Source organism: Streptomyces sp. NPDC101225 (assembly GCF_044767585.1).
Classification (GTDB): Bacteria; Actinomycetota; Actinomycetes; order Streptomycetales; family Streptomycetaceae; genus Streptomyces.
On record NZ_JBIWOE010000008.1, the window covers coordinates 35335 to 58023 of the forward strand.

Consider the following 22689-nt stretch of genomic DNA (forward strand, 5'->3'; position numbering starts at 1 on the left):
GGCTCGGCCGCCCGGCTCCCCGGCCGGCGGGGGGGGGGGGGGGGGGGCGCCCCCCCCCCCCCCCACGCCGGCCGCGCCGGGCCGGGCCGCGGGAGCCGGGGACCGGACCGCGGCCGTTGCCGCCCCGGCGCCGGGCCCGGAACCGATCGCGGTGGTCGGTCTCGCCGGCCGCTTCGCGGGCGCGTTGGACGCCGAGGGCTTCTGGCGGGTGATCGGCTCCGGCAGGACCCGCGTCGGTCCGGTGCCGGAGTCCGTTCTCGAGCGGCGGCTGTACTACGCGCCCGGTGCCCTGAGCCTCACCCACACCTACACCGACCAGGGCGCTCATGTGCCGGTGCCGGAGGAGCCGCCCGGCGAGCTGCGGATCGTCCCGTCGCGGCACGCGGCCATGGACGGCACGCAGCGCCTCGCGCTCGCCGTCGCCGCCGAGTTGCTGCGCGGACGAGCCCCGTCCCCGGGCGGGGAGCCGGGCACGCCCGGCGCGGTGGGGCGGCTCGCGGGCAGGGGGCTGGTCGCGATCGGCACCAATCTGGGGCTGACGCGTGAGCGCCGGGCCGACGCGGAGCTGTCCCTGCAGGAGTGGGACGAGGTGGTCGGCCGGCTCGCCGCCCTGGACGGACTGTCGCCGCTGCGGAAGAAGACCCTGCTGGCGTCGGTGCGTGAGGGGACGCCGGCGGCGCAGGACGCCGCCATGTCACCGGCTCTGGCCGACGGCTGCCTGGCGAGCGGCGTGGCGGCGCTGCTCGCCCACGAGTACCGCCTCGACGCCGTGCCGCTCGGCGTCGAGGCCGCGTGCGCCTCGTCGCTCGCGGCGCTCGACGCCTGCGTCGGAGCCCTCCGGCAGGGGACGGTCGACTTCGCCGTGACGGGCGGCGTCGAGCTGGCCTGCAACACCCGTGACATGGTGCTGTGTTCGGCGCTCGGACTGCTGTCGCACAGCAGGAACGCCCCCTTCGACCAGGCCGCCGACGGCTTCAGCCCGGGTGACGGCTGCGGCCTCTTCCTGCTCAAGCGGTACGGCGACGCACGCCGCGACGGTGATGACATCGTCGGCCTGGTACGCGGTATCGGCGCGTCCAACGACGCGAAGTCCCTGATAGCCCCCGACGTCGAGGGCCAGGCGTCGGCCATGCGACGGGCCTTCACGGAGGTCGACTTCGGACCGTCGGCGGTCGACTACCTGGAGGCGCACGGCACCGGGACCAAGGTCGGGGACCGCGTCGAGATCTCCGCGGCGGCGCGCGTGTACGGCGGCGAGTCCCGGGCCCGGCCCCTGGAGATCGGCTCGGCGAAGTCGTTCTTCGGCCACACCTTCGCGGCCGCCGGCAGTGCCGGCCTGCTGCGCACGCTCCTCGCCATGCGGGCGGGGACGCTGCCGCCCACCGCGAACCTGCGGACGCTGAATCCGGCGCTCGCCCTCGACGCCATTCCGGCGGCGGTCTCGACCGAGCCGTCTTCCTGGATCCGGCAGCCCGGGCAGCCGAGGCGCGCGGCCCTGAGCTCCTTCGGCACCGGGGGCATCAACTACCACGTACTCATCGAGGAACACCTGGACGGACGATGAACTTCGACTTCGACGCGGACACCGAGGAGATGCGCGCCATGGTGGTCGCGTTCGCCCGGCGCGAGCTCGCCGGCCGCGGCGACACGGCGCACACGGCGTTCGACGCCGTTGACTTCAGGCGGCGCTGGCGGAGCGCGGGTGACCAGGGGCTGGTGGGAGGCACCGTGCCCGCCGACTACGGCGGCAGCGGCCTGGACGCCGCCACCGCGTCAGCCGTCATGGAAGCACTGGGCTACGGCGGCGAGGACACCGGTTTCGCGTTCTCCGTCGCGGCCCATCTGTTCGCCTCGCTGATGCCCATCGTCGAGTTCGGCACCGAGGAGCAGAAGCGGGAGTGGCTGCCCGCGCTCTGCTCGGGGGAACGGATCGCCGCGCACGGCATCACCGAGCCGGAGGCCGGATCCGACGCCCTGAGCCTGCGCACCCGCGCGGAGCGCAAGGGTGACGCGTACGTGCTCCAGGGCGGCAAGTGCTTCACGACGAACGCGCCCGTCGCCGATGTCTTCGTCGTCCAGGCGGCGACCGAGCCGAACGGCGGCTTCTTCGGCCTCACGGCGTTCGTCGTCGACGCCGACACCCCGGGGCTCAGCGTCGGACCGGCCTACGACAAGGTCGGGCTGCGCGGATCGCCCACGGCCGATGTCCACTTCGACGGCTGCGTCGTCCCGGCCGGCCGGATGCTCGGCCCGCAGGGCGCGGGAGCCAGCGTGTTCTCCGCGTCCATGAAGTGGGAACGTGTGTGTCTGTTCGCCATCTACCTCGGGGCGATGCGACGTGTCCTCGAGTCCACGATCGCCTACGCCACGGAGCGTGAGCAGTTCGGGTCCCCCATCGGTGGCTTCCAGGCGGTCAGCCACCGGATCGTCGACATGACGCTGCGTCTGGAGTCCGCCCGGCTGCTGCTGTACAGGGCCGCCTGGGGACTGACGCGGGGCGACCAGGACGAGATCGCACCCGCTCTCGCCAAACTCGCGGTGAGCGAGGCAGCCGTCCAACTGGGCCTGGACGCCGTCCAGGTGCGCGGTGGCCTCGGAGTGGTCCAGGGGGAGGCCGAGGCCTTCCTGCGCGACGCCCTGCCCTCCCGTGTCTTCTCGGGCACCAGCGAGATCCAGAAGAACAACGTCGCACGCGCGCTGGGGCTGACGGGCAACCGCCGCCCGAGCCGCCGCCGTTGAGGCCCGGCGGCCCGCCGCCGGCGCCCGACTTCCGTACCGGACTGGAGGTTTCATCTTGGCGATCATCGTTCACCGCATCCGGCTGCACGACGGCGTCCCGCCCGAGCGCTTCGAGAAGTGGGTGCGGGACGTCGACTACGCGGCATGTCCCGAGCTGCCCAGCGTCCTGGCCTTCGGCGTTCAGCGGGTGGTCGACGCCGCCGGCGGCCCCGGCTACTTCGAGATCATCGAGGTGACCGGTCGCGAGGAGTTCGAGCGGGACATGGAAAGCACGCGGTTTCAACAGCTCGTCGCGCAATTCGACCAAATGGCCAAGGTGGTCGACGAAGTGACGGGAGAACGGATCGGGGACGGGTACAGGGTTCAGAACTTATGAAGTGTGGTTGAAACGCATACTGAATTTACTTCAGTTGGCCGGATTCGGGTTGGCCGAATTCCTTCCGATGGCGGAGATGAGTCCCGACTCGTAGGCGACGGCGACCGCCTGGGCGCGGGTACCCACTTCCAGCTTCCTGAGCAAGTGATGGACATGGGACCGTACCGTCGCCGTGGAGACGGACATTTTCTCCGCTATCTCGGCGTTCGACCTGCCCTGGGCGAGCAGGACGATCACTTCGGACTCCCGTGGTGTCAGGGCGGCCACCAGGCACGCGGCCGGCGTCGCGGAGGTCTCGTCGGGCACGTGGCGCAGGCTCGAGAGGGCCTCCTCGGGCATGACGATGGCTCCGCCGACACTGACCGTGCGCAGGACATGGAGCAGTTCGTCGGCCGAGCTGCCCGGAGTCAGCACCGCCTGGACGCCGGCGCGCAGGGCCTCGATGGAGCGCGCGGCGTTCTCCGCCTTCGCGATGAGGATCACCTTCGTGCCGGCGGACAGGGCGGCGAGCTCCCGTTTGTGCTCCACGGTCAGTGCAGGTGACACCACGACGAGGACGTCCGGTGCCTGCTCCGCGGCCGCCGCCGCGGACTCGGCGCCGGTCGTGTTGCCGATCACCGTGATGTCGGGTTGCTGGTCGAGCAGTGCCCGCATCCCGGCGCCCAGGATCGCATCCTCGCAGCAGACGAGTACGCGAATGTTCACCGACAGCCTCCCTGAGGTGGGACCGGGCGGGTGCATGGGTGGGGCGCCCGCTACGGCCCGGGATGTGACGTTGGTGAGAGGTGCCCTCAGTCGGCGCTGGTGAGGCGGGCCGTCCAGGTGGACGGCGAGGCTGCTTTCGATGGTTTTCGTCCGCGGTGCTGCAAAGTTCGTGCCTCCCCCGAGAGGGCGCCTAGGCGCTCTTCTGACACTCCTTGCTGCTTGCGCGACTGAGATATATCGGTCGTTTTTCAGTCGTGCAACATTTCTTATAAGCAGCTTATTGGAGGCTAGCATGCGATGACACGGCTGCACCGGATTCACGGCGTTCGGCGCACCCTGCCGAATCGCTGACCACCGTTCAGCGGCGGAGCGTCATACGCGCCGAACCGCCCGGTGCGCGGCGCGCCGGTGGGACGGCGGGAAGTCCGTCACCGGGAGTCCGAGCCGGCTCATGAAGAACGCGCGCCCGGGCAGGCCGAGCCGCCGCTCCAACTCGGCCCGCACGTCGTCGTGCTGGAGGACGACACTCACGGGGTGCAGGACGAGCCCGGCACGGGTCGCCCCGAGCCAGTAGTCGGCCAGTACGGCGCCGCCCCGCACGGCGGACCCGGCGCCGGGCGCCTCCTCGTGGAAACCCAGGGCGACGACGGCAGGGGAACGCCGTACCATCGCGGCGAGTTGCCGGGCGAGGATCCGGTGATAGCCGGCGTGCCGCAGCATCCGCATGGTCGGGGGCGCCAGGGCGATCCGCAGGCCGAGCCGGCGCGGCGGCGACATCGGCCCGAAGAGCTGGCCCAGGGTGAACCCGTCACCGCGGGCCTCGGCCTCGGCCTCGTCACGGCGGATGAACGCATGCGTCTCGGTCCAGGCGAGCGGGTGGCTGAAGTCGCGCCCCCCGTGCCGGGAGACCAGGTCGGCGACCGCGGCCCGCTCGGCATCGGCGACCACATGGCGGACGGTGACCTCCGGGCCGTGCTCCGGCGCCGCCCGGAGCAGCGCCGGGCCCGGCCGGGGCGGCGCCAGCCGGGCGAGTACGGCCGGGTCGACACCGGCGGACTCGTAGGGGCCGCGGTTGGTACGGCGGGCCCGCACGGTCGCGCGCAGTTCGGTGAGGTCCTCCGCGGGCGTGGGCGTTCGCCGCAGGCGGACGACGCACAGCGGCGCCCAGGCCCGCGGCCACCGGTCGCCGAAGACCCGGCCGGCCGCGCCGTCCGCCGTCCCGGGGCCGGCCGGCGGCAGGTCCAGGAAGCGGATCCGGTCGGCCGTCCAGCCCTGGGCGGCCAGGGACCGCAGCAGGATCTCCCCGTAGGCGCCGCAGCTGATCAGCATTTCCACCCCGTGCGCGGGGAGCGCGGTGAGCCGCCGTTCGCGGTCCAGGGCGAGGACGAGGAACTCGCCGTCGTCCTGCGCGACACGGTGTTCCCGGGCCGCGGCCGGCCCGAGCAGGGCCGCGGCGGCGCGCCGGGCGACCGTACCGTTCGCCCAACCGACCCCCCATGGCTGGCAGTTGTGCGACGAGGGGCTGTGGACGGCGATCTCGGCCGCCGCCCGGAGCGCCTCCTCGAACGCCACGCCGCGCTGCGGGTGGGCGGACACGGATGCGGATGTCGATGTCACTGCCCTGAGCTCCTATCGCCACACCAACGCCACGGAGTAGCCGTCGACTTCCCGTGCCCAGCTGTCGAACCGCGTCCCGTCGCCGTGGGCCACGTGACGGCTGAGGGCCGGTCCCGCACGCCACGAGAAGCGGCCGTCGGCACGCCAGCCGGTCAGCTCGACCTCCTTCGGGTCGACGCGCAGGCCGAAACCGAAGTGTTTGAGCACCGCCTCCTTGCACGCCCAGTGCAGGGACGGCGGCATGGCCCGCAGGAGGCCGGACTCCGTGTCCCCGGCCGCACCGGCCGGGAGCGTGAGCAGAGCGGTGAGCATCGGGGGCATCCGGCGGACCTGCTCGACGTCGATGCCGACGGCACGCGGTCCGCACACCGCGACGGCGAAGTCCACCGAATGGGACAGGCCGACCTCGACCGGCTGGTCGACCTGCGGCTTGCCGGCCCGCAGACCGTCGGTGACGGCGCTGACGCGGACCTCGCGCGTGCCGGTCCGCGTCCCGAAGTGGCGCCCCTGGTAGGCGCACACCCCGTGCTTGAGCGCCAGGCGTCCCGCCAGCCATTCCACCCGCCTCTTGGGCAGGCGCAGCTGACGCGCCTGTGCCCTCTCACCGGCGTCCAGGTGCCGGTGGCGGAGGGCCGCACGGGCCTGCTCGCCGCAGGCGCGCAGCCAGGCGATCGACACCACGGCGAGGGTGAGCGGCCCGCGTACGTGACAGACGTACAGCGGCCGTGCCGGATCGAGCGTCAGGCGGTCGTCGAGTCCGGGCACCGTGCGGACCGGCGGTGTCGTCACAGCGCCCACGTCAGCGATCCACGGGCGGCGGCAGCAGGAACGGGTAGGGGCGGCGCAGCACCTTGAAGTGCCAGAAGCGGTCGGCGGTGCGCAGCCGCTGGATCAGCTCCCACATCCGCGCGTCACCGCGGTAGTAGGCGGCGACCTCCGATTCCGTGATCGGTTCGGTGAGCCGCGCGTTGGCCTGATCCAGGAAGGCCGGGATCAGCGCGTCGAGCCGTTCCTTGTGCAGATTGCCGAGGAAGTCCAGGAGCACGCCGCGCGTCCCGTAGAACTTGTCGAAGATCGACTTGCTCATGGACAGCCGGACGGCGTCGCGCAGCACCCACGGCAGCGAGGTGAAGAAGAGCCGCACGTCGAGCCTCTCCCGGCCCCGGTCGTCCCGCATGAGGGGAGTGGTGACATCCAGGTACACCAACTCGCCCCCGACATCGACCCAGTTGGACGCCTGGGCGTCCAGTCCGAGTGAGGGGCACACGGCGCGCTCCACCTGGTCGAGGAACCGGGCGAAGAAGTCCTTGGCCCATGTCTCGTCCTCGGTGTGCAGGAGCCGGGAGCACAGCCGCCGCCCGGGCAGCTCGCGTTGCACGCAGTAGGCGACGACCCGCCCCGCCGGCTGGTGGGCGTGCCACACCCGCGTCTCCGCGACATTCAGCCCGCTGTCCGCGAGGCGTCGCAGATACGCGTCGAGACCGCGGCGGTAGCCCTCGAAGCGCGCCCGGTCGGGGAAGACCGGCAGCCGCTTGCAGGCGTAGCTGCCGTGGTCGGTGCGCAGCCGGAGCACCAGGGTGACCTCGCCGTGGCCCAGGATGTCCAGGGCGCTGTCGTCGGCGGTGCGCAGCGCGCCCTGGACCTGTTTCTCGAGGCGGTCGAGTTCGGCGTGGGGAACGGTGAAGGACATGGGCATCGGGCCTTTACGTTTCGGTGTCCGCCCCGGCTTCGGCGGGGACGTGGGAGGCGCCTGCCGGGGCACGGCGGTGCACCACTGTCAGGTAGATGGCGGCGGCGAAGAACGCGGCGTCGAGCACGAGGATCTGGGGCACGCTGGCGACGAGGACGATCACGAAGCAGACCAGCATCGCCAGCTGTCCGTAGAGCGCGGGGAGCACCAGCTCCCGGTTGCGGATCAGCACCAGACCGCTGCCGATCATCGCTGCCGCGACGAAGACGGTGACGCCCATGGGGTACTTGGCGAGCCACTCGGTGAAGTCACCGATCACGGCGATGCCGTGGTTGGCGTCGGCGGCGTCGTCGAGACGCTTCTCCACCGACTCCAGCTGGGGGAAGAACTTGCCGACGCCCGCGATGATGTAGAGGACGCCGACGACGCGCTGAAGAATCAGGATTCGTTTGGTCACCTGTCGGATTCTTCCGGTGTCGTGGCCGGCTGGCCGGTGAGGTTTTTGGACAAGATCTGCCATCCGTGCGGGTGCTTCACGCGGCCGTGAGGACCAGGACGGCGTTCTGGCCGCCGAAGCCGAACGAGTTGCTCACCGCCACCCGCACGTCGCACCGGCGTGCGGGCCCGGTGACCACGTCCAGCTCGATCCCGGGGTCGAGCCGCCGGAGGTTGGCCGTCGGGGGAACGGCACCGTGCTCGACGGTGAGCGCGGTCAACGCGGCCTCGATCGCACCGGCCGCCCCCAGCGTGTGCCCGAGGACCCCCTTGGCCGATGTCACGACGGCGCCCTCGCCGAGGACCGTGCGCAGGGCCCCTGCCTCCGCCGCGTCGTTCAGCGGCGTGGACGTGCCGTGCGCGTTGACGTGGTCGACCTCGTCCGGCAGGACGTCCGCCGCGGCCAGCGCCGCACGCAGGGCCTGGACGACGCCGGCGCCCTCGGGATCCGGAGCGGTCATGTGGTGGGCGTCGGCCGACGCCCCGTATCCGGCCACTTTCGCCCGGACGCGCGCCCCACGGGCCCGGGCGTCCGCCTCCCGCTCCAGGACCAGCATGCCGCTGCCCTCGCCGATGACGAACCCGTCCCGGTCCGCGTCGAACGGGCGGGAGGCGGCGCCGGGTTCGTCCAGCCGCGTCGACAGCGCCCCCATCTGGGCGAAGCCGGTCACCATGAGGGGGCTCACACCGGCTTCGCCACCGCCGGCGAGCACCACGTCGCAGCTGTCGTCGCGCAGCAGCTGCAGTGCCGTGCCGATGGCGGTGGCCCCGGACGCGCAGGCCGTCGCGGTGACGAGGTTGGGGCCCCTCGCGCCCAGATCCATGGCCAGGTGCCCGGCGACCATGTTGGGCACCAGCATCGGGATCAGCAGCGCCGACACCGCCTGGGGCCCCTGGTCCAGCATCCGCCGGTGCTGGGCCTCCCACGTCGCCACACCGCCCAGCCCGCACCCCACGACCACCCCGACCCGCGCACCGTCCCACGTCGTCGGGTCCAGGCCGGAGTCGGCGACGGCCTCGCGCGCCGCGGTGATGGAGAGCTGGATGAACCGGTCGTGGGTCAGGGTGCTGCGACGGCCCACGTGCTCGCGGGGGGAGAAACCCGGCACCGTGCAGGAGATGTCCACCGGGAGACCGGCCAGCGCCGGGTTCCGCGCCGCGGCCGACCGTCCGGCGCACACTCCCTGCCAGGTGGCGTCGGCACCGATGCCGGCCGCCGTGACCAGACCGATCCCGGTGACCGCCGCGGCGGGTGGTGTGCGTGCGGTCATGACGAGGCCGTGGAGGGGGTGTGCCGTTCCAGCAGTTCGGCGACCTGGGTGATGGTGTCGCCGGGCGAGGCGGCGTCGTCGTCGACGGGGACGCCGAACTCCGACTGGATCACCAGGAGCAGTTCCACCAGGAACAGGGAGTCCATGTCGAGGTCCTCGAAGGTGGTGTCCGGGCCGATCTCGGCGCGGTCCACCTCGAAACGGCCGACGAGAAGATCGACCAGCCTGCCGTACATCGCGCTCATGAGGTGCGCCCTACCTTTCCGGCGGCCCGTCCCACGCTCCGCGGGGAGCCGGGGCGAACGCGCATTCGCGTGCCGGGTGTTCGTCGTACCGAGTCTGGGCCGCGGGGCTGACTGCGCACTGACCGATGGCTGACGACTCACTGACCGGCCGCGGCACCGGCCCCCACCGCGGCGGGGGCGGCGGAGCGCTCCCGGACCGCGGCGACGTGCCGTGTAAGCCATCGGTCAGTGCGCGGTCAGTCATCGGTAAGGCCCCTGGACAAGACTCGGCCCGGACAGCGGATCTGCACCCGGAAGACGAGGAGCGCACGTGGTGGCACGTCGTGCGGACACAGCGCCGGGCACGGTCCGGTTCTCCGGCTGTCCCGGCTGTCCCGGCGGTGTCCGGTGAACCGGGCGGCGGTCGTGGCCGGCGTCGGCAGCTGCCTGCCGTCCCGGGCCGTGTCCAACGACGAGCTGGCGACGCGGCTGGACACCTCCGACACCTGGATCCGCTCGCGCACCGGTATCGCGCAGCGGTACTTCGCGGCGCCGGGGACGGCGACGTCGGACCTCGCCGTCGGCGCGGGCGCCAAGGCCCTCAAGTGCGCGGGCATGTCCGCCGTGGACGCCGTCGTCGTGGCCACGACCACGCCGGACCGGCCCTGTCCGGCGACCGCTCCGGTCGTCGCCGCCCGCCTGGGCATGACGGGAACGGCCGCCTACGACGTGTCCGCCGTGTGCACGGGTTTCGTGTACGGGCTGGCGACGGGGGCGGGCCTGATCCTCGGTGAGATCGCCGACCGGGTCCTGGTGATCGGCGCGGAGACCTTCTCGACCCTGCTCGATCCGGACGAGCGCTCCACCGCCGTGATCTTCGGAGACGGAGCCGGCGCCGTGGTCCTGCGCTCCGGCCTCCGCGCGGAGGCCGGAGCGCTCGGACCGTTCGACCTGGGGAGCGACGGCGACGGCGAGGACCTCATCACGGTGCCCGCGGGCGGCTCGCGGCAGCGTCTTTCCGGGGCGCCGCCCGGCGCGGGGGAGCAGTACTTCTCCATGTCGGGGAAAGAGGTGTTCCGGCATGCGGTACGCCGCATGACGGGCTCGGCCCGGGCGGTGCTCGCGCGGGCGGGCTGGAGCGCCGGGGACGTCGACCATCTGGTGAGCCATCAGGCCAACCTCCGTATCACCCAGCACGTCGCGGAGGGGCTCGGGCTTCCCGGACGGCGCTGCTTCAGCAACATCGCCGAGGTGGGGAACACGGCGGCCGCCTCGATCCCCCTCGCGCTGGACCAGGCCCACACCCGCGGCGTGCTCGGACCCGGGCAGCGGGTGCTGATCACCGCCTTCGGAGGTGGGCTGACCTGGGGGTCGACGGTGCTGACCTGGCCGCGACTGGACCGACCCTGACCGGCTGCCCGCGGTCGGCGACCGACAACGACAGAGCAGGAGCTCAGCCATGAGCGCGATGTACGGCAGGCTGGTCGATCTTCTCGTCGGCCGTTTCGAGGTGGACCGCGCCGAGATCGGCCCGGACACCACCTTCGAGGACCTCGACATGGACTCCCTGTTCCTGGTGGAACTGCTCCTGGTGATCCAGTCGGAGTTCGGCGTCCCCGTCGACGACGACGCCGCCTCGCCCGGCGACACCATCACCCAGGTCGCCGAACTGCTGGAACGGCACACCCCCTCCACGGCCTCGTCATGACCGCACGCACACCACCCGCCACAGCCACCGCCGTCGACCCGTGGCGACCAGGTCAGGGCCGCCGGACACACAGCCGAGGACGACCATGAGCACCCAGCAGTCAATCATCGACCACATCGCCGAGGTCTGGCTCGACGGCGACGCCGACGGGCTCGACGCGCAGCTCCCCCTCGCCGAACTCAACATCATCGACTCCGCGGAGATCTTCGATCTCGTGCACTACCTGCAGGACCGCTTCCGCGTCGCCGTTCCGCTGCACGAGGTCTCCCCGGCGAACTTCCGGACCGTCGACGCGATCGCCTCACTCGTCGAACGGCTCCAGCGCGAAAGGGAGAGTGTCCGATGACCGACTCCACGGGGGAGATGCAGCACCGGGACGGCGTCCACCGGCAGGTCGTGGACATCGTGGCCTCGCGCACGCTGTACGACGATTCCTACCTCCTGCCCGACAGCCACTTCGAGGCGGACCTCGGGATCGACTCGGTCATCCTCGAATCCATCCTGGCGTCGGTCAACGAGCACTTCGCCCTGCGCACACCGCTGGTCGCGGGACCCGCGACGATCAGGGAACTCGTCGACGCCGTCGCGGACGCGCTGGACGGCGGTGCCGGCCCGGCCGCGGTCCGGGCCGACGCGCGGGAGGACACCGACGCGCTGCTGGAGACGGTCGTCGCCGCGGCGCAGCGGCACACCCGGTACCAGCGTCACCAACTCGCCCTCGACGCGGACTTCGAGAGCGAACTCGGCATCGACTCCGTCGTCCTGGCGGCGATCGTCGCCGACGCCGCGCGGGAACTCGCCCTCGCCGACGGCCTGCACGACTCCCTCACGGCGACATCGCTGCGCGCACTGGCCGCCGAACTGCGGGCCGTCCGGCACGGCGATGGGTCCACGGACCGGGCACCGTCCGCCGAGGCCGCGTCACCCTCCGGGCCGGCGGCGGACGGGGGACTCGGCCAGGACGCGCCGGAGTGGGACGGCCGCTCCATGAAGGACTTCGTCGAGGAGCGCAGCAGCGACCTGTTCGCCAAGACCCGCAGCTTCCGCTCCTACCTGCGGCGGCGAGAGGCCGAACAGCTCTACTGGTACGGGATGCCGCTGCGGTCCCGGTGCGGCAACCGGGCCGTCATCTTCGACGAACTCGCGGGCCGCGAACGCGAGTTCCTCATGTTCGCCTCCAACAACTACCTCGGCCTGGCCAACCACCCCGAGGTGATGGACGCGATCTGCGACGCCACCCGCACCTACGGAGCCACCCACACCGGCTCCCGCTTCATCGGCGGCACCAACGTCCTTCACAAGGAGCTGGAACGCCGTCTCGCGGCCTTCAAGCGGCGCCCGGCCTGCATCGTCTATCCCGGAGGCTACGCCGCGAACCTGGGGGCGATCTCCGCCCTCGTCAAGAGCTACGACACCCTCGTGGTCGACCGGCTCAACCACATGAGCATCGTCGACGGGGCCCGGCTCTCGGGCGGCGTCCGCAAGATCTACCAGCACAACGACATGGCGGACCTGGAGCGCATCCTCAAGCGGGCCGACGACCGGTCCGGGGGCCGGCTGATCGTGGCCGACGGCGTGTTCAGCATGCACGGCGACATCTGCGACCTGCCCGAGATCGTCCGGCTGGCCAAGGAGTACGACGCCAGGATCATGATCGACGACGCCCATGCCACCGGCGTCCTGGGCGAGCGCGGCTCCGGCACCACCGAGCACTTCGGCCTCAAGGGCGAGGTCGACCTCGAACTCGGCACGATGAGCAAGGCGCTGGCGGGCATGGGCGGCTTCGTCGTCGGCGAGGAGGAGGTCGTCGAGTACCTCCGCTTCTACTCGAACTCCTACGTGTTCGCCGCCAACATCCCGGCCGGCGTCGCCGCCGGCCTGATCGCGTCGATCGACGTCATCGAGGCGGAGCCCGAGCGGATCGCCCGGCTGTGGTCGAACATCCGGCTGCTGCACGGCCAGCTGGCGGATGCGGGATTCGATCTGGAGAGCACCCGCAGCGCCATCCTGCCCCTCGTCATCGGCGACGAGCGCAAGGCCATGGAGATGGGGCGCGCGGTGCGGGCCCGCGGGCTGTACTGCCAGACGGTGGTCTTCCCGGGCGTACCGCTCGGCGACGCCCGGCTGCGCGTCAGCGTCACCTGCGAGCACACCCGCGAGGACCTGGAGAACGCCGCGGGGATCTTCGTCGAGGCGGCCCGCGAGGTCGGAGTGCTGCCCTCGGCGGCCTGAGGCAACGGTGATGGGAGCAGGCATGACGCAGACGATGAGCGAGTCCGACGTAGCGCTGATCCGGTTGCCGCAGAGTCTCTCGACGGAGCAGGCGGCCCGTCCGGCCCTGGTGGGGGAACGGACCGTGACCTACGGCGAGTTGCAGGCCCAGGTCGCCTCCGTGGCCGCCGGCCTGCTCGGCGCCGGGGCCGTGGTCGGCGACCGCGTGGCGATCTGGATGGACAAGCAGCCACGCTACGCCGAGGCCGTCCTCGGCACCCTGCAGGCGGGATGCGCCTACGTACCCCTCGACGGAGGCCAGCCGGCGGAGCGGGTCCGCACCATACTCGCCGACTGCGAGCCGGTGGCCCTCTTCACCGACAGCCACCACTGGGAGCGGCTGGCCGGCCACGAACTGCCCGGCTCTCTCAGGACGGTCGTGGTCTGCCACGGCACGGCCCACGCACCGCGCCACCCCCTCCCCGCGGCGGACGGCGGCCGTGTCCCCCCGCAGACCTGGGAGGGCTTCGCGGCCGGCGCGGCGCGGCACATCGTGTTCCTGCCCGCGCTGGACCGCGACGACCTCGCCTCGATCCTCTACACCTCGGGTTCGACGGGCACACCCAAGGGTGTCCGCATCACCTACCGGAACCTGGCCGCCTTCATCCGGTGGGCACGTGCCGAACTGCTCGTGGGCCCCGACGACGTCTTCGCCAACCACGCCTCGTTCAACTTCGACCTGTCCACCTTCGACCTGTTCACCGCGCTGTCGGTGGGCGCCCGGGTCTGGATCGTCGCCGACGACCAGGCCCGTGACGCCGGCGCCCTGGCCGCGGGCATACGGGAGCACGGCGTCACCGTGTGGTACTCCGTGCCGTCGGTGCTGCACCTGCTCACCGTGTCCGGAGCGCTGACACCGCGGACCGCACACGCGCTGCGGTACGTCCTGTTCGCCGGTGAGGTCTTCCCCGTCCAGCAGCTGCGGGCGCTGGCCGCGCTGCTTCCGCCGGAGGCGCGGCTGTACAACCTGTACGGCCCCACGGAGACCAACGTCTGCACCTACCACCGCGTCCGCCCCGAGGACCTGACCCGCGACGAACCGGTGCCGATCGGCCGCCCGGTCACCGGCGCGCGGGTGTCCGTCGTCGGCGAGGACGGGCGGGTCGCCGAGGGCCCGGACGCCTTCGGGGAGCTGGTGGTCGAGGGCGACTGCGTCACGCCCGGCTACTGGCGCCGCGAGTCGGAGCCCGCGGCCGCCGACCACTGGAAGGGCCGCCACGCCACGGGCGACCTCGTCAGCTACGAAGAGGGCGCACTCGTCTACCGGGGCCGCAAGGACCGCATGGTCAAACTCTCCGGCTACCGGGTCGAGCTGGGAGAGATCGAAGCCGCCGTGCTGCGGCACCCGGACATCTCCGCCGCCGCCGTCGTGGTCGACACCCGCGGCGCCGAACGGCGGATCGCCCTCTACTACACGCTCCGCGGCGGCGGACGCGGCCCGGGACTCATGGAGATCAAGCGGCACTGCGCACGCCATCTGCCCCGGTACATGCTCCCGCAGACGGCGGCCCGGCTCGACGAGCTCCCGCGCAACGCCAACGGCAAGACGGACTACGGCCGGCTGCGCGGAACGGCCGGGCGGACCCGGCCCGCGCGGGCCCTGCCCGGAAAGTGACGGAGACGCTCATGAACCAACGTCCGACTGGCACTCTTCGGCGGGGCGAGGAACCGGCGACGGTCGCCGGGCTGCTGCGGCACCACTGCGAACAGCGCCCGGACGCCCTGGCGTACCGCTTCCTCACCGGCGCCGGCTCCGACGGCGAGTTTCTGACCTACCGTCAACTCGACCAGCGCGTCCGGGCGGTGGCCGTCGCCCTGCAGCGCGAGGACCTGGCCGGGAAACCGGTCCTGCTGCTCCACCCGCCGGGCCTCGACTACATCGCCGGATTCCTCGGCTGCCTGTACGCCGGAGCCATCGCCGTACCGGCGTATCCGCCGGACACGCGGCGGTTCGGGCAGACCATGCCCCGGCTGGCCGCCATCGCCCGCGACGCGGGGGCCACGCACGCACTGACGACCGGCGAGATCTCCCGCTTCGTGCACGGCCGGCACGACGAGCTCGCCACGCTCGGCCTGGGCGGGCTGCGCTGGCTGGTGACCGACGGACTCGGCACCACCGACGCCGACGACTGGCGCCACCCCGGTCCCCGGGGGGAGGCCCCGGCCTTCCTCCAGTACACCTCGGGATCGACGTCGTCCCCCAAGGGCGTCATGGTCGGCGACGACAACCTGATCCACAACCTGCGCGCGATCCACCGGCGCCTGCGGCACGACGCCGACTCGGCGATGGTCTCGTGGCTGCCGCCGTACCACGACATGGGCCTCATCGGGGGCATCCTGACCCCGCTCTACGGGGGGTTTCCCGCGCACCTGATGGCGCCCATGTCCTTCGTACGCCGGCCCCTGCTGTGGCTGCGGACGCTGTCGGACACGCGTGCCTCCACCAGCGTCGCGCCCAACTTCGGCTTCGAGCACTGCGTCCGCAGGATCACCGACCGGCAGAGCGAGGGCCTGGACCTCGGCCACTGGCGGCTGGCGCTGAACGGCGCCGAGCCGGTGCGCGCGGACACGCTGCGGCGCTTCACCGAGCGATTCGCTCCCCGCGGCTTCCGGCACAGCGCCCTCCTGCCGTGCTACGGGCTCGCGGAGGGCACGTTGATGGTGACCGGTGTGCGGGCCGACGCGGCGCCCACCGTCGGCGCCTTCGCCTCCCAGGCCCTGGGGGAGGGCAGGGTCCGACCCGCCGCCGAGGCCGATGACGGCCGGGCGGCCGAGGTCGTCGGATGCGGCCCGGCCGTCGACGGCGTGCACGTCGCCATCGTCGATCCGGCCACACGACGCCGGATCGGCGCGCCGGACCGGATCGGGGAGATCTGGATCGCCGGCGGCAACGTCGCCCACGGCTACTGGCGGCGGGCCGAGGCCACGGGCGCGGCGTTCGGGGCCCGCATCGAGGGCGAGGACGGGACACCCCATCTGCGCTCCGGCGACCTCGGATTCCTGCGCGGGGGCGAGCTGTACGTCGTCGGCCGCACCAAGGACGTCGTCATCGTGCAGGGCCGCAACCACTACCCGCACGACATCGAACTCACCGTGGAGCGGACCGACGCACGCCTTCGCGCGGGCAGCGGCGCCGTGTTCTCGGTGGAGGTGGACGGCGCCGAGGAGATGGTCGTCGCCTACGAGGTCGAGGGCCGGCGCGTCGAGGACGCGCCCGGACTGCTGGCCCGGCTGCGCACCGCCATCGCCGAGGCGCACGAGGTCGCACCGTACGCCGTCGTCCTGCTCAAGCGGTCGACCGTGCACAAGACGACCAGCGGCAAGATCCAGCGCCAGGCGTGCAGGCGGGACTTCCTCGATCTGCGGCTCACGGCCCTCGCGGCCAGCGTCACCCGGGACGCGGGGGCCCCGGCCCCGGACGGGACGCCCGCCGGTCCGCCCGCCGGCCGGCGCAGGCGGCTGGTGACCGACGCCGTCACCGAGGCCCTGACCGGAGTCGCCCCGGGGGACGACGCGCCGGACATCACCGACTGGACCTTCGCCGAGCTGGACCTCGACCACCCGGCGCTGCTGACCGCCGTGCGCGGGCTGGAGCGGCGGCTCGGCACCGCGGTCCCGTTCGGTGAACTCCTCGTACGCCCCCGGGTCGACACGTTGATCGCGCTCCTCCTCGGCGAGCGGCCCGGGGAGGTCACGACGCCGCCCCGCACCGCGCCCGCCGAGGAGGAGCGGACCGTGCCGGACGGGCCGGAGGCCGTCGAGGCCTGGCTCGTCCGGCGGATCGCTGCCTGCCTGGGACTGCCGGCAGCGGCGGTCGACGCCACCAAACCGCTGGCGTCCCTGGGGCTGGACTCGAAGCAGGCGGTGGAGATCGTGGCCGAACTGGGCGCGTTGACGGGCCGTGAGGTCACCACCGGCGCGGTCTTCGACCACCCGACGGCGCGTGCCGTCGCCCGCCACCTCGCCGGCCGGCCGGCGCGCACCGCGGCACCGGCCGCGGGTTCCGCCGAAGCCCCGGCCGGGGACACCCCCCGCGGCGAGATGGCGGGACCGGCCTCCCGCGCGGCCGCGGACCACGGCGCGGCCGAGCCGATCGCGATCGTCGGCATCGGGTGCCGCCTTCCCGGAGCGCCCGACGCGGACGGTCTCTGGCGCCTGCTCATGGACGGCCGCGACGCGATCACCGAGGTGCCCCGGGACCGCTGGGACGCCGGCCGGGTGAACGCGCCCGCCCACGGCGGGTTCCTCGACGCGGTCGACGAGTTCGACGCGCGCTTCTTCGGCATGTCGGCGAGGGAGGCCGCCCGGACCGACCCGCAGCAGCGGCTGCTCCTCGAGGTCGCCTGGGAGGCCCTGGAGGACGCCGGGCTCGACCCGGGCACTCTCGCGGGCAGTGCCACCGGGGTCTTCGTCGGCATCAGCAGCCACGACTACTCCGCACTGCAGATGAGCCGGCCGGAGGCGATCGACGTCCACGGGGCCACCGGCAACGCGCACTCCATCGCGGCCAACCGGCTGTCGTACACGCTCGATCTGCGCGGGCCGAGCCTCGCCGTCGACACGGCCTGCTCCTCCTCCCTGCTGTCGGTCCATCTCGCCGCCGAGAGCCTGCGTCGCGGGGAGTGCTCGGCGGCCCTCGCCGGCGGGGTGAACCTGATGGTCACCCCCGGCCTCTCGGTGGCGTTCGCCGCGGGCAACATGCTGTCGGCCGACGGCCGCTGCCGCTCCTTCGACGACTCCGCGAACGGCTACGTGCGCGGCGAGGGCGCGGGCCTGGTCCTGCTCAAGCCGCTCTCCGCCGCCCTCGCCGACGGCGACCGGATCCACGCCGTGATCAGGGGCTCGGCGACGGGGCACGGCGGCCGGGGCAACGGCCTGACGGCTCCGCGGACCTCGGCGCAACGCGCCGTCTGCGAACGGGCCCTGGACCAGGCCGGCCTGACGCCGGAGGCGATCCACTACGTCGAGGCCCACGGCACCGGAACCCCGCTCGGCGACCCCGTCGAATGGGAGGCACTGGCCGCCGTCTACGGCCGCGGCCGCCCCGAGGGCGAGCCCTGCCTCGTCGGTTCCGTCAAGACCAACATCGGTCATCTGGAGGCCGCCGCGGGCATCGCCGGCCTGATCAAGGCGGCCCTCGTCGTAGGCCGCCGCCAGGTACCGCCGACCCTGCACCTGCGCACCCCGAACCGCCATCTGGTGCGCGGCGCGGCGCTCGAGGTGCCGACGCGGCCGGCGAGGCTGCCGGAGGGGGCCGTGCCGCGAGCCGCCGTCAGCTCCTTCGGGTTCGGCGGCGCCAACGCCCACCTGATCCTCGAAGCGGCCCCCGACACCACCGGGGACGAGACGGCCGCGCCCCGGCGCCCGGTGCACGCCCTGCGGCTGTCGGGGCACACGCCGACGGCGCTGACCGAACTGGCCCGGCGGTGGCGCACCCACCTGGCCGCCCACCCGGACGCGGACGTCGCGGACCTGTGCCGGGCGGCGAACACCGGCCGGCCCCGGCTCGGCCACCGGGCGGTCGTGATCGGCGGCGGTGCCGGGGAACTGGACGCCGCCCTCGACGCCCTGGTCCGCGGCGAGGCGTCGACCGCCGTGGTCCGCGAGCGGCCCCGCTCCGGCCCGGCACCGAAGGTGGCCTTCCTCTTCAGCGGCCAGGGCACCCAGTACACCGGCATGGGCAGGGGGCTGTACGACACCCACCGCGGTTTCGCCCGCGCCCTCGACCGGGCGGACAAGGTGCTGCGGCCGTTCATCGGGCTGCCCCTGCCGGATCTGCTCTTCACCGAGGCGGGCGGCGGCCTGCTGCACGGCACCCGCCACTGCCAGCCCGCGCTGGTGGCACTGGAGGTGGCCCTCGCCGAGGTGTGGATGTCGGCGGGCGTGCGGCCGGCCGCGGTCCTCGGGCACAGCATCGGGGCCTACGGCGCCGCCTGCGTGGCCGGTGCGATGTCGCTGGAGGACGCGCTGACGCTGGCGGCGGTCCGCGGCCGGCACATGGACGAGCAGCCCGGCGACGGCGCGATGATCGCGTGCGCCGGGGACGCGGACGTGATCCGCTCGGCGGCCGGCCGGTTCCCCGGCGTCTCGGTGGCCGCCGTCAACGCTCCGGGCCACCTGGTCCTGTCCGGGGCCCGCCAGGAGATCGACGAGGTCCGCGCCCTGCTCCAGGACCGCTCCGTCGTGGTCCGGCCGCTGGCCGTCTCGCACGCCTTCCACTCCGCTCTGATGGCCGGCGCGGCCGGGCCGCTGCGGGAGGCGGCCCGCGCCGTGCGGTTCGCGGAGCCGGCGATCCCATGGGTCTTCGACGGCACCGGCGAGCAGATCACCGGACGCATCGGTGCCGACGATCTCGTGGAGCACATGCTCGGCACGGTCCGGTTCGCCGACGGCTTCGCCGCGCTGCGCCGCCTGGGCTGCGACGCCTTCGTCGAGATCGGCCCGCACCCCACCCTGCTCAACCTGGCCCGCACCACGACACCCCCGGACCCCGCGAACCCGGTGCTGTGGCTTCCCTCGCTGCGCCGGGGCGGTCCGGCGGGCGGCGGTGACTGGGGGACCCTCCTGCAGTCGCTCGGCCGCCTCGACTGCGCCGGCGGCGAGGTCGACTGGGCGGCGCTCGACGAGGGACACCGGCGAGCGCGGGTGCCCGTACCGCACACGGTCTTCGAGCGGCAGTCGTACTGGTTCACGTCGCCCCGGCAGGAGGCACCGGCCGTGACAGAGCATTCCGCACCCGCCGCACCCGAAGCAGCCGGCGTGTCCGACGCACCCGACGCACCCGGAGCAGCCCCCCGGCGCGAACACGCCGCCGGCGCGCAGCCGGCCGCGCACCCGGTCGCCCGGGACGGCCACGAGGCCGCCGACGCCGCGGGCGGCCAGGACGCGCTCCAGGTGCTCCTCGCACACGTCTCGCGCGTGTGCGCCTTCCCCGTCGACCAGATCCCGCTCGACGCCCGGCTGGGCCAAGACCTCGGCTTCGACTCCCTCATGCGCACCGAACTGCAGCGGGCGCTCGAGCGCGCCTACCCCGGATGTCTTCGCACGGACCGGGCGCTTCCCGACGACCCCAGCGTCCGGGAGCTGGCGGACCTGCTGGGCACGGGGACGGCGCCCGCGCCCGTCGGCGCCGCGCACTCCCGCGGACGCCGCCCCGAAGCCGCGGCCGTGCCGGCTCCGGCGAGTGGCCCGGCCCCCGCGGTCCGGCAGGAGCGGGAGTTCGAGGAGTGGGCCGAGTACGCGGAGCTGCAGGGGCGGCTCGGCCAGGCCAGGGCGAGCGGCGCCAACCCGTACGGCCGTGTCCACGAGGGGCACAACGCCGGGCGTGCCACCGTCGACGGCCGTACCGTGCTGAACTTCGCGTCCTTCAACTATCTGGCGCTCTCGCACCACCCGCGCGTCCGCAGGGCGGCACAGGAGGCCATCGACCGCTACGGCACCTCCAGTTCGGCCACGCCTCTCCTGTTCGGGGAGACGCCGCTGCACCACGAACTGGACGCCGAGATCGCCTCCTTCCTCGGCACGGAGGACGCGATCGTCTTCGCCGGGGGCCACGCCACCAACGTGGCGACCATCGGCCACATCCTCGGCCCCGGAGACCTGGTCCTGCACGACGAGTGGATCCACGACAGCGCGGTACGCGGCTGCATCCTGTCCGGGGCGCGGCGCAGGCCCTTCCCGCACAACGACTGGCGGGCCCTGGACTCGATGCTCGGGTCGCTGCGCGCGGGCCACCGCCGCGCGCTGGTGCTCATCGAGGGCGCCTACAGCCAGGACGGCGACATCCCCGATCTGCGCCGGTTCATCGACGTCAAGAAGCGCCACGGCGCGATGCTGATGATCGACGAGGCCCACTCCATCGGCGTGCTGGGCCGTACGGGCCGGGGCATCGGCGAGTACTTCGGGGTCGACCGGCGCGAGGTCGACCTGTGGATGGGCACGCTGAGCAAGGCCCTCGGCAGCCTCGGCGGCTACATCGCCGCCCGCGGCCCGCTCATCGAGTACCTCAGGTTCACCGCCCCCCTGCACATCTTCAGCACGGGGATCTCGCCGGCGAACACGGCCGCCGCCCTGGAGGCGATCCGGGTCGTCAAGGACGATCCGCGGCGGGTGGCCCGGGTACGGGGCCTGGCCGAGCACTTCCGGGACGCGGCCCGGGCCCGCGGCCTCGACATCGGTGTCTCCCGCGCGTCCGCGGTGATCCCGGTCGTCATCGGCGACTGGGAGACGACCATGGCGCTGTCGAACACCCTGCTGGAGCGCGGCGTGAACGTGATGCCCATCGGCTATCCGGCGGTCGCCCGCGACGAGTGCCGGCTGCGCTTCTTCATCAACGCCGACCACAGCGAAGAAGACCTGGAACATTCCCTCGACGTCCTGGGGCGTGCCATGGCAGACCACACGACCGCAGCTTCGGCCACGGGCCGCGCGGCGGACGAGACCGCACCGGACGCCACCGCGTCCGCCACCACGCCGGAGGCCGCCGTGCGGCACACGCCGGGCCCTGTCCGGGACTCCGGCCCCGACGTCCTGGTCGCGGGCGCGAGCGGCTTCATCGGCGGACACCTGACCCGGCGGCTGGCCGAACACGGCCACCGCGTACGGGTCCTGGTCCGGCCCGGCAGCGACCGCTCCGCCTTCGAGGGCGCCGACGTCGAGATCACCACCGGCGACCTCGGCGACGCCGACAGCCTGCGCCGTGCCACGGCGGGCGTCCGGCACGTCTACAACTGCACCGGGATGTCGGCCGACTGGGGTCCCTGGGAGCAGTTCCGGAGCATCAACGTCGACGGCAGCCGCCGCCTCGTCGAGGCCGCGCACCACGCGGGCACCGTCGAACGCTTCCTGCACGTCAGCACCACCGACGTCTACGGCTACCCGGTCACGCCCTGCGACGAGTCCGCGGAACCGCGGGACATCGGGCTCCCGTACAACCGCAGCAAGGTGCTCGGCGAGCGCGCCGTCCGGGAGGCGGCCGAACGGGCCGGACTGCCCCTGACCGTCGTGCGGCCCGTCTCGGTCTACGGGCCGCGCAGCAAGGACTTCGTCATCGAGATCGCGACGCTCCTGCTGGCCAAGCAGATGGTCTACATCCGCCGGGGCGACGTACCGGCCGGGCTCGTCTACGTGGGCAACCTCGTCGACGGCATGATCGCGGCCTGCACCTCGGAGACCGCGGCCGGCCGGGTCTACAACCTGCGGGACCGTGATCTGACGACCTGGCGCGAGTACGTGGAGGCACTGGCGCACGGCCTGGGCGTCAAGCCGCCCGCCTTCAGCCTGCCGACACCGCTCGCACGCGGGGTGGCCACGGCGTCCGAGAAGCTCTACGGCGCCCTCAGGGTCACCTCCCGCCCGGTGCTCACCCGGCACGCCGTCCACCTCTTCGACCGCGACCAGTCCTACGCCATCGACCGGGCCCGCGACGACTTCGGCTTCAAGAGCGAGGTCGGCTTCCAGGAAGGCATGGACCTCACCCTCGCCTGGCTGAACTCGCCCGAGGGCCGCAAGTTCGTGCCCCGCTGAAGCCGGCCGTGCCGGCACCGGCCCCCGACGGAGCGACGACCGACCGACGGAGCGACGACCGAGGACTG

At 73.1% G+C, this 22689-nt stretch carries 16 protein-coding genes; 9 read left to right on the forward strand and 7 right to left on the reverse strand.

The window, feature by feature from the left end; genetic code table 11:
* Positions 1-151 precede the first annotated feature (151 nt).
* The 3 genes from ACIRPX_RS13890 to ACIRPX_RS13900 are packed head-to-tail and all read left to right on the forward strand — an operon-like array spanning position 152 to position 3115.
* Positions 152-1564 (forward strand): polyketide synthase, encoded by a 1413-nt coding sequence (locus tag ACIRPX_RS13890; RefSeq protein WP_404192978.1) that lies wholly within the window; start codon positions 152-154, stop codon positions 1562-1564.
* Positions 1561-2739: an L-prolyl-[peptidyl-carrier protein] dehydrogenase gene (gene redW, locus ACIRPX_RS13895; RefSeq protein WP_404192981.1), complete on the forward strand. Its 1179-nt coding sequence runs from the start codon at positions 1561-1563 to the stop codon at positions 2737-2739. The genes ACIRPX_RS13890 and redW overlap by 4 nt, the downstream gene beginning before the upstream one ends.
* Before the next feature lie 55 nt (positions 2740-2794).
* Positions 2795-3115: a RedY protein gene (locus tag ACIRPX_RS13900; RefSeq protein WP_404192984.1), complete on the forward strand. Its 321-nt coding sequence runs from the start codon at positions 2795-2797 to the stop codon at positions 3113-3115.
* Between the two features lie 30 nt (positions 3116-3145).
* On the opposite strand, the gene ACIRPX_RS13905 is transcribed toward ACIRPX_RS13900, so the two are convergent.
* The 7 genes from ACIRPX_RS13905 to ACIRPX_RS13935 all read right to left on the reverse strand — a co-directional run bounded on the left by ACIRPX_RS13905 (position 3146) and on the right by ACIRPX_RS13935 (position 9138).
* Complete coding sequence (locus ACIRPX_RS13905) at positions 3146-3820, reverse strand: DNA-binding response regulator (RefSeq protein WP_404192986.1); 675 nt, start codon at positions 3818-3820, stop codon at positions 3146-3148.
* A 372-nt stretch (positions 3821-4192) separates the two neighbouring features.
* The gene (locus ACIRPX_RS13910) at positions 4193-5437 is read right to left on the reverse strand and encodes a RedV protein (RefSeq protein WP_404192988.1); all 1245 of its coding nucleotides are present in this window, start codon (positions 5435-5437) and stop codon (positions 4193-4195) included.
* Between the two features lie 12 nt (positions 5438-5449).
* The gene (locus tag ACIRPX_RS13915; protein WP_404192991.1) at positions 5450-6235 is read right to left on the reverse strand and encodes a 4'-phosphopantetheinyl transferase family protein; all 786 of its coding nucleotides are present in this window, start codon (positions 6233-6235) and stop codon (positions 5450-5452) included.
* A gap of 1 nt (position 6236) precedes the next feature.
* The gene (locus ACIRPX_RS13920; RefSeq protein WP_404192993.1) at positions 6237-7127 is read right to left on the reverse strand and encodes a DUF6206 family protein; all 891 of its coding nucleotides are present in this window, start codon (positions 7125-7127) and stop codon (positions 6237-6239) included.
* Between the two features lie 13 nt (positions 7128-7140).
* Positions 7141-7584 carry a DUF6041 domain-containing protein gene (locus ACIRPX_RS13925; protein WP_404192996.1) on the reverse strand — a complete coding sequence of 148 codons (444 nt, stop codon included), beginning with the start codon at positions 7582-7584 and terminating at the stop codon, positions 7141-7143.
* Between the two features lie 76 nt (positions 7585-7660).
* Positions 7661-8893 carry a beta-ketoacyl-[acyl-carrier-protein] synthase family protein gene (locus ACIRPX_RS13930; RefSeq protein ID WP_404192998.1) on the reverse strand — a complete coding sequence of 411 codons (1233 nt, stop codon included), beginning with the start codon at positions 8891-8893 and terminating at the stop codon, positions 7661-7663.
* A complete protein-coding gene (locus tag ACIRPX_RS13935) occupies positions 8890-9138 on the reverse strand; it encodes an acyl carrier protein (RefSeq protein WP_404193001.1) in 249 nt (82 codons plus the stop codon). Before ACIRPX_RS13935 ends, ACIRPX_RS13930 begins: the two co-directional genes overlap by 4 nt.
* A 387-nt stretch (positions 9139-9525) precedes the next feature.
* On the opposite strand from ACIRPX_RS13935, the gene ACIRPX_RS13940 reads away from it, so the two are divergent.
* The 6 genes from ACIRPX_RS13940 to ACIRPX_RS13965 all read left to right on the forward strand — a co-directional run bounded on the left by ACIRPX_RS13940 (position 9526) and on the right by ACIRPX_RS13965 (position 22621).
* Positions 9526-10527 carry a beta-ketoacyl-ACP synthase III gene (locus tag ACIRPX_RS13940; protein WP_404193004.1) on the forward strand — a complete coding sequence of 334 codons (1002 nt, stop codon included), beginning with the start codon at positions 9526-9528 and terminating at the stop codon, positions 10525-10527.
* A gap of 49 nt (positions 10528-10576) precedes the next feature.
* A complete protein-coding gene (locus tag ACIRPX_RS13945) occupies positions 10577-10825 on the forward strand; it encodes an acyl carrier protein (protein WP_404193001.1) in 249 nt (82 codons plus the stop codon).
* A gap of 85 nt (positions 10826-10910) precedes the next feature.
* On the forward strand, positions 10911-11171 hold the full coding sequence (locus ACIRPX_RS13950) for an acyl carrier protein (protein WP_404193006.1): 261 nt from the start codon (positions 10911-10913) through the stop codon (positions 11169-11171).
* Complete coding sequence (locus ACIRPX_RS13955) at positions 11168-13057, forward strand: aminotransferase class I/II-fold pyridoxal phosphate-dependent enzyme (RefSeq protein WP_404193008.1); 1890 nt, start codon at positions 11168-11170, stop codon at positions 13055-13057. Before ACIRPX_RS13950 ends, ACIRPX_RS13955 begins: the two co-directional genes overlap by 4 nt.
* A 34-nt stretch (positions 13058-13091) precedes the next feature.
* The gene (locus ACIRPX_RS13960; protein WP_404193613.1) at positions 13092-14711 is read left to right on the forward strand and encodes a D-alanine--poly(phosphoribitol) ligase; all 1620 of its coding nucleotides are present in this window, start codon (positions 13092-13094) and stop codon (positions 14709-14711) included.
* Positions 14712-14722: 11 nt separating this feature from the next.
* On the forward strand, positions 14723-22621 hold the full coding sequence (locus ACIRPX_RS13965; protein WP_404193011.1) for an aminotransferase class I/II-fold pyridoxal phosphate-dependent enzyme: 7899 nt from the start codon (positions 14723-14725) through the stop codon (positions 22619-22621).
* Positions 22622-22689: the final 68 nt, after the last annotated feature.

What these genes read in the sequence shown, in the direction of transcription:
- redW (WP_404192981.1), top strand. Translation starts at nt 1,561, where the DNA reads ATGAACTTCGACTTCGACGCGGACACCGAGGAGATGCGCGCCATGGTG.
- ACIRPX_RS13920 (WP_404192993.1), bottom strand. Translation starts at nt 7,127, where the DNA reads ATGTCCTTCACCGTTCCCCACGCCGAACTCGACCGCCTCGAGAAACAG.
- ACIRPX_RS13930 (WP_404192998.1), bottom strand. Translation starts at nt 8,893, where the DNA reads ATGACCGCACGCACACCACCCGCCGCGGCGGTCACCGGGATCGGTCTG.
- ACIRPX_RS13935 (WP_404193001.1), bottom strand. Translation starts at nt 9,138, where the DNA reads ATGAGCGCGATGTACGGCAGGCTGGTCGATCTTCTCGTCGGCCGTTTC.
- ACIRPX_RS13945 (WP_404193001.1), top strand. Translation starts at nt 10,577, where the DNA reads ATGAGCGCGATGTACGGCAGGCTGGTCGATCTTCTCGTCGGCCGTTTC.
- ACIRPX_RS13950 (WP_404193006.1), top strand. Translation starts at nt 10,911, where the DNA reads ATGAGCACCCAGCAGTCAATCATCGACCACATCGCCGAGGTCTGGCTC.
- ACIRPX_RS13955 (WP_404193008.1), top strand. Translation starts at nt 11,168, where the DNA reads ATGACCGACTCCACGGGGGAGATGCAGCACCGGGACGGCGTCCACCGG.
- ACIRPX_RS13960 (WP_404193613.1), top strand. Translation starts at nt 13,092, where the DNA reads ATGAGCGAGTCCGACGTAGCGCTGATCCGGTTGCCGCAGAGTCTCTCG.
- ACIRPX_RS13965 (WP_404193011.1), top strand. Translation starts at nt 14,723, where the DNA reads ATGAACCAACGTCCGACTGGCACTCTTCGGCGGGGCGAGGAACCGGCG.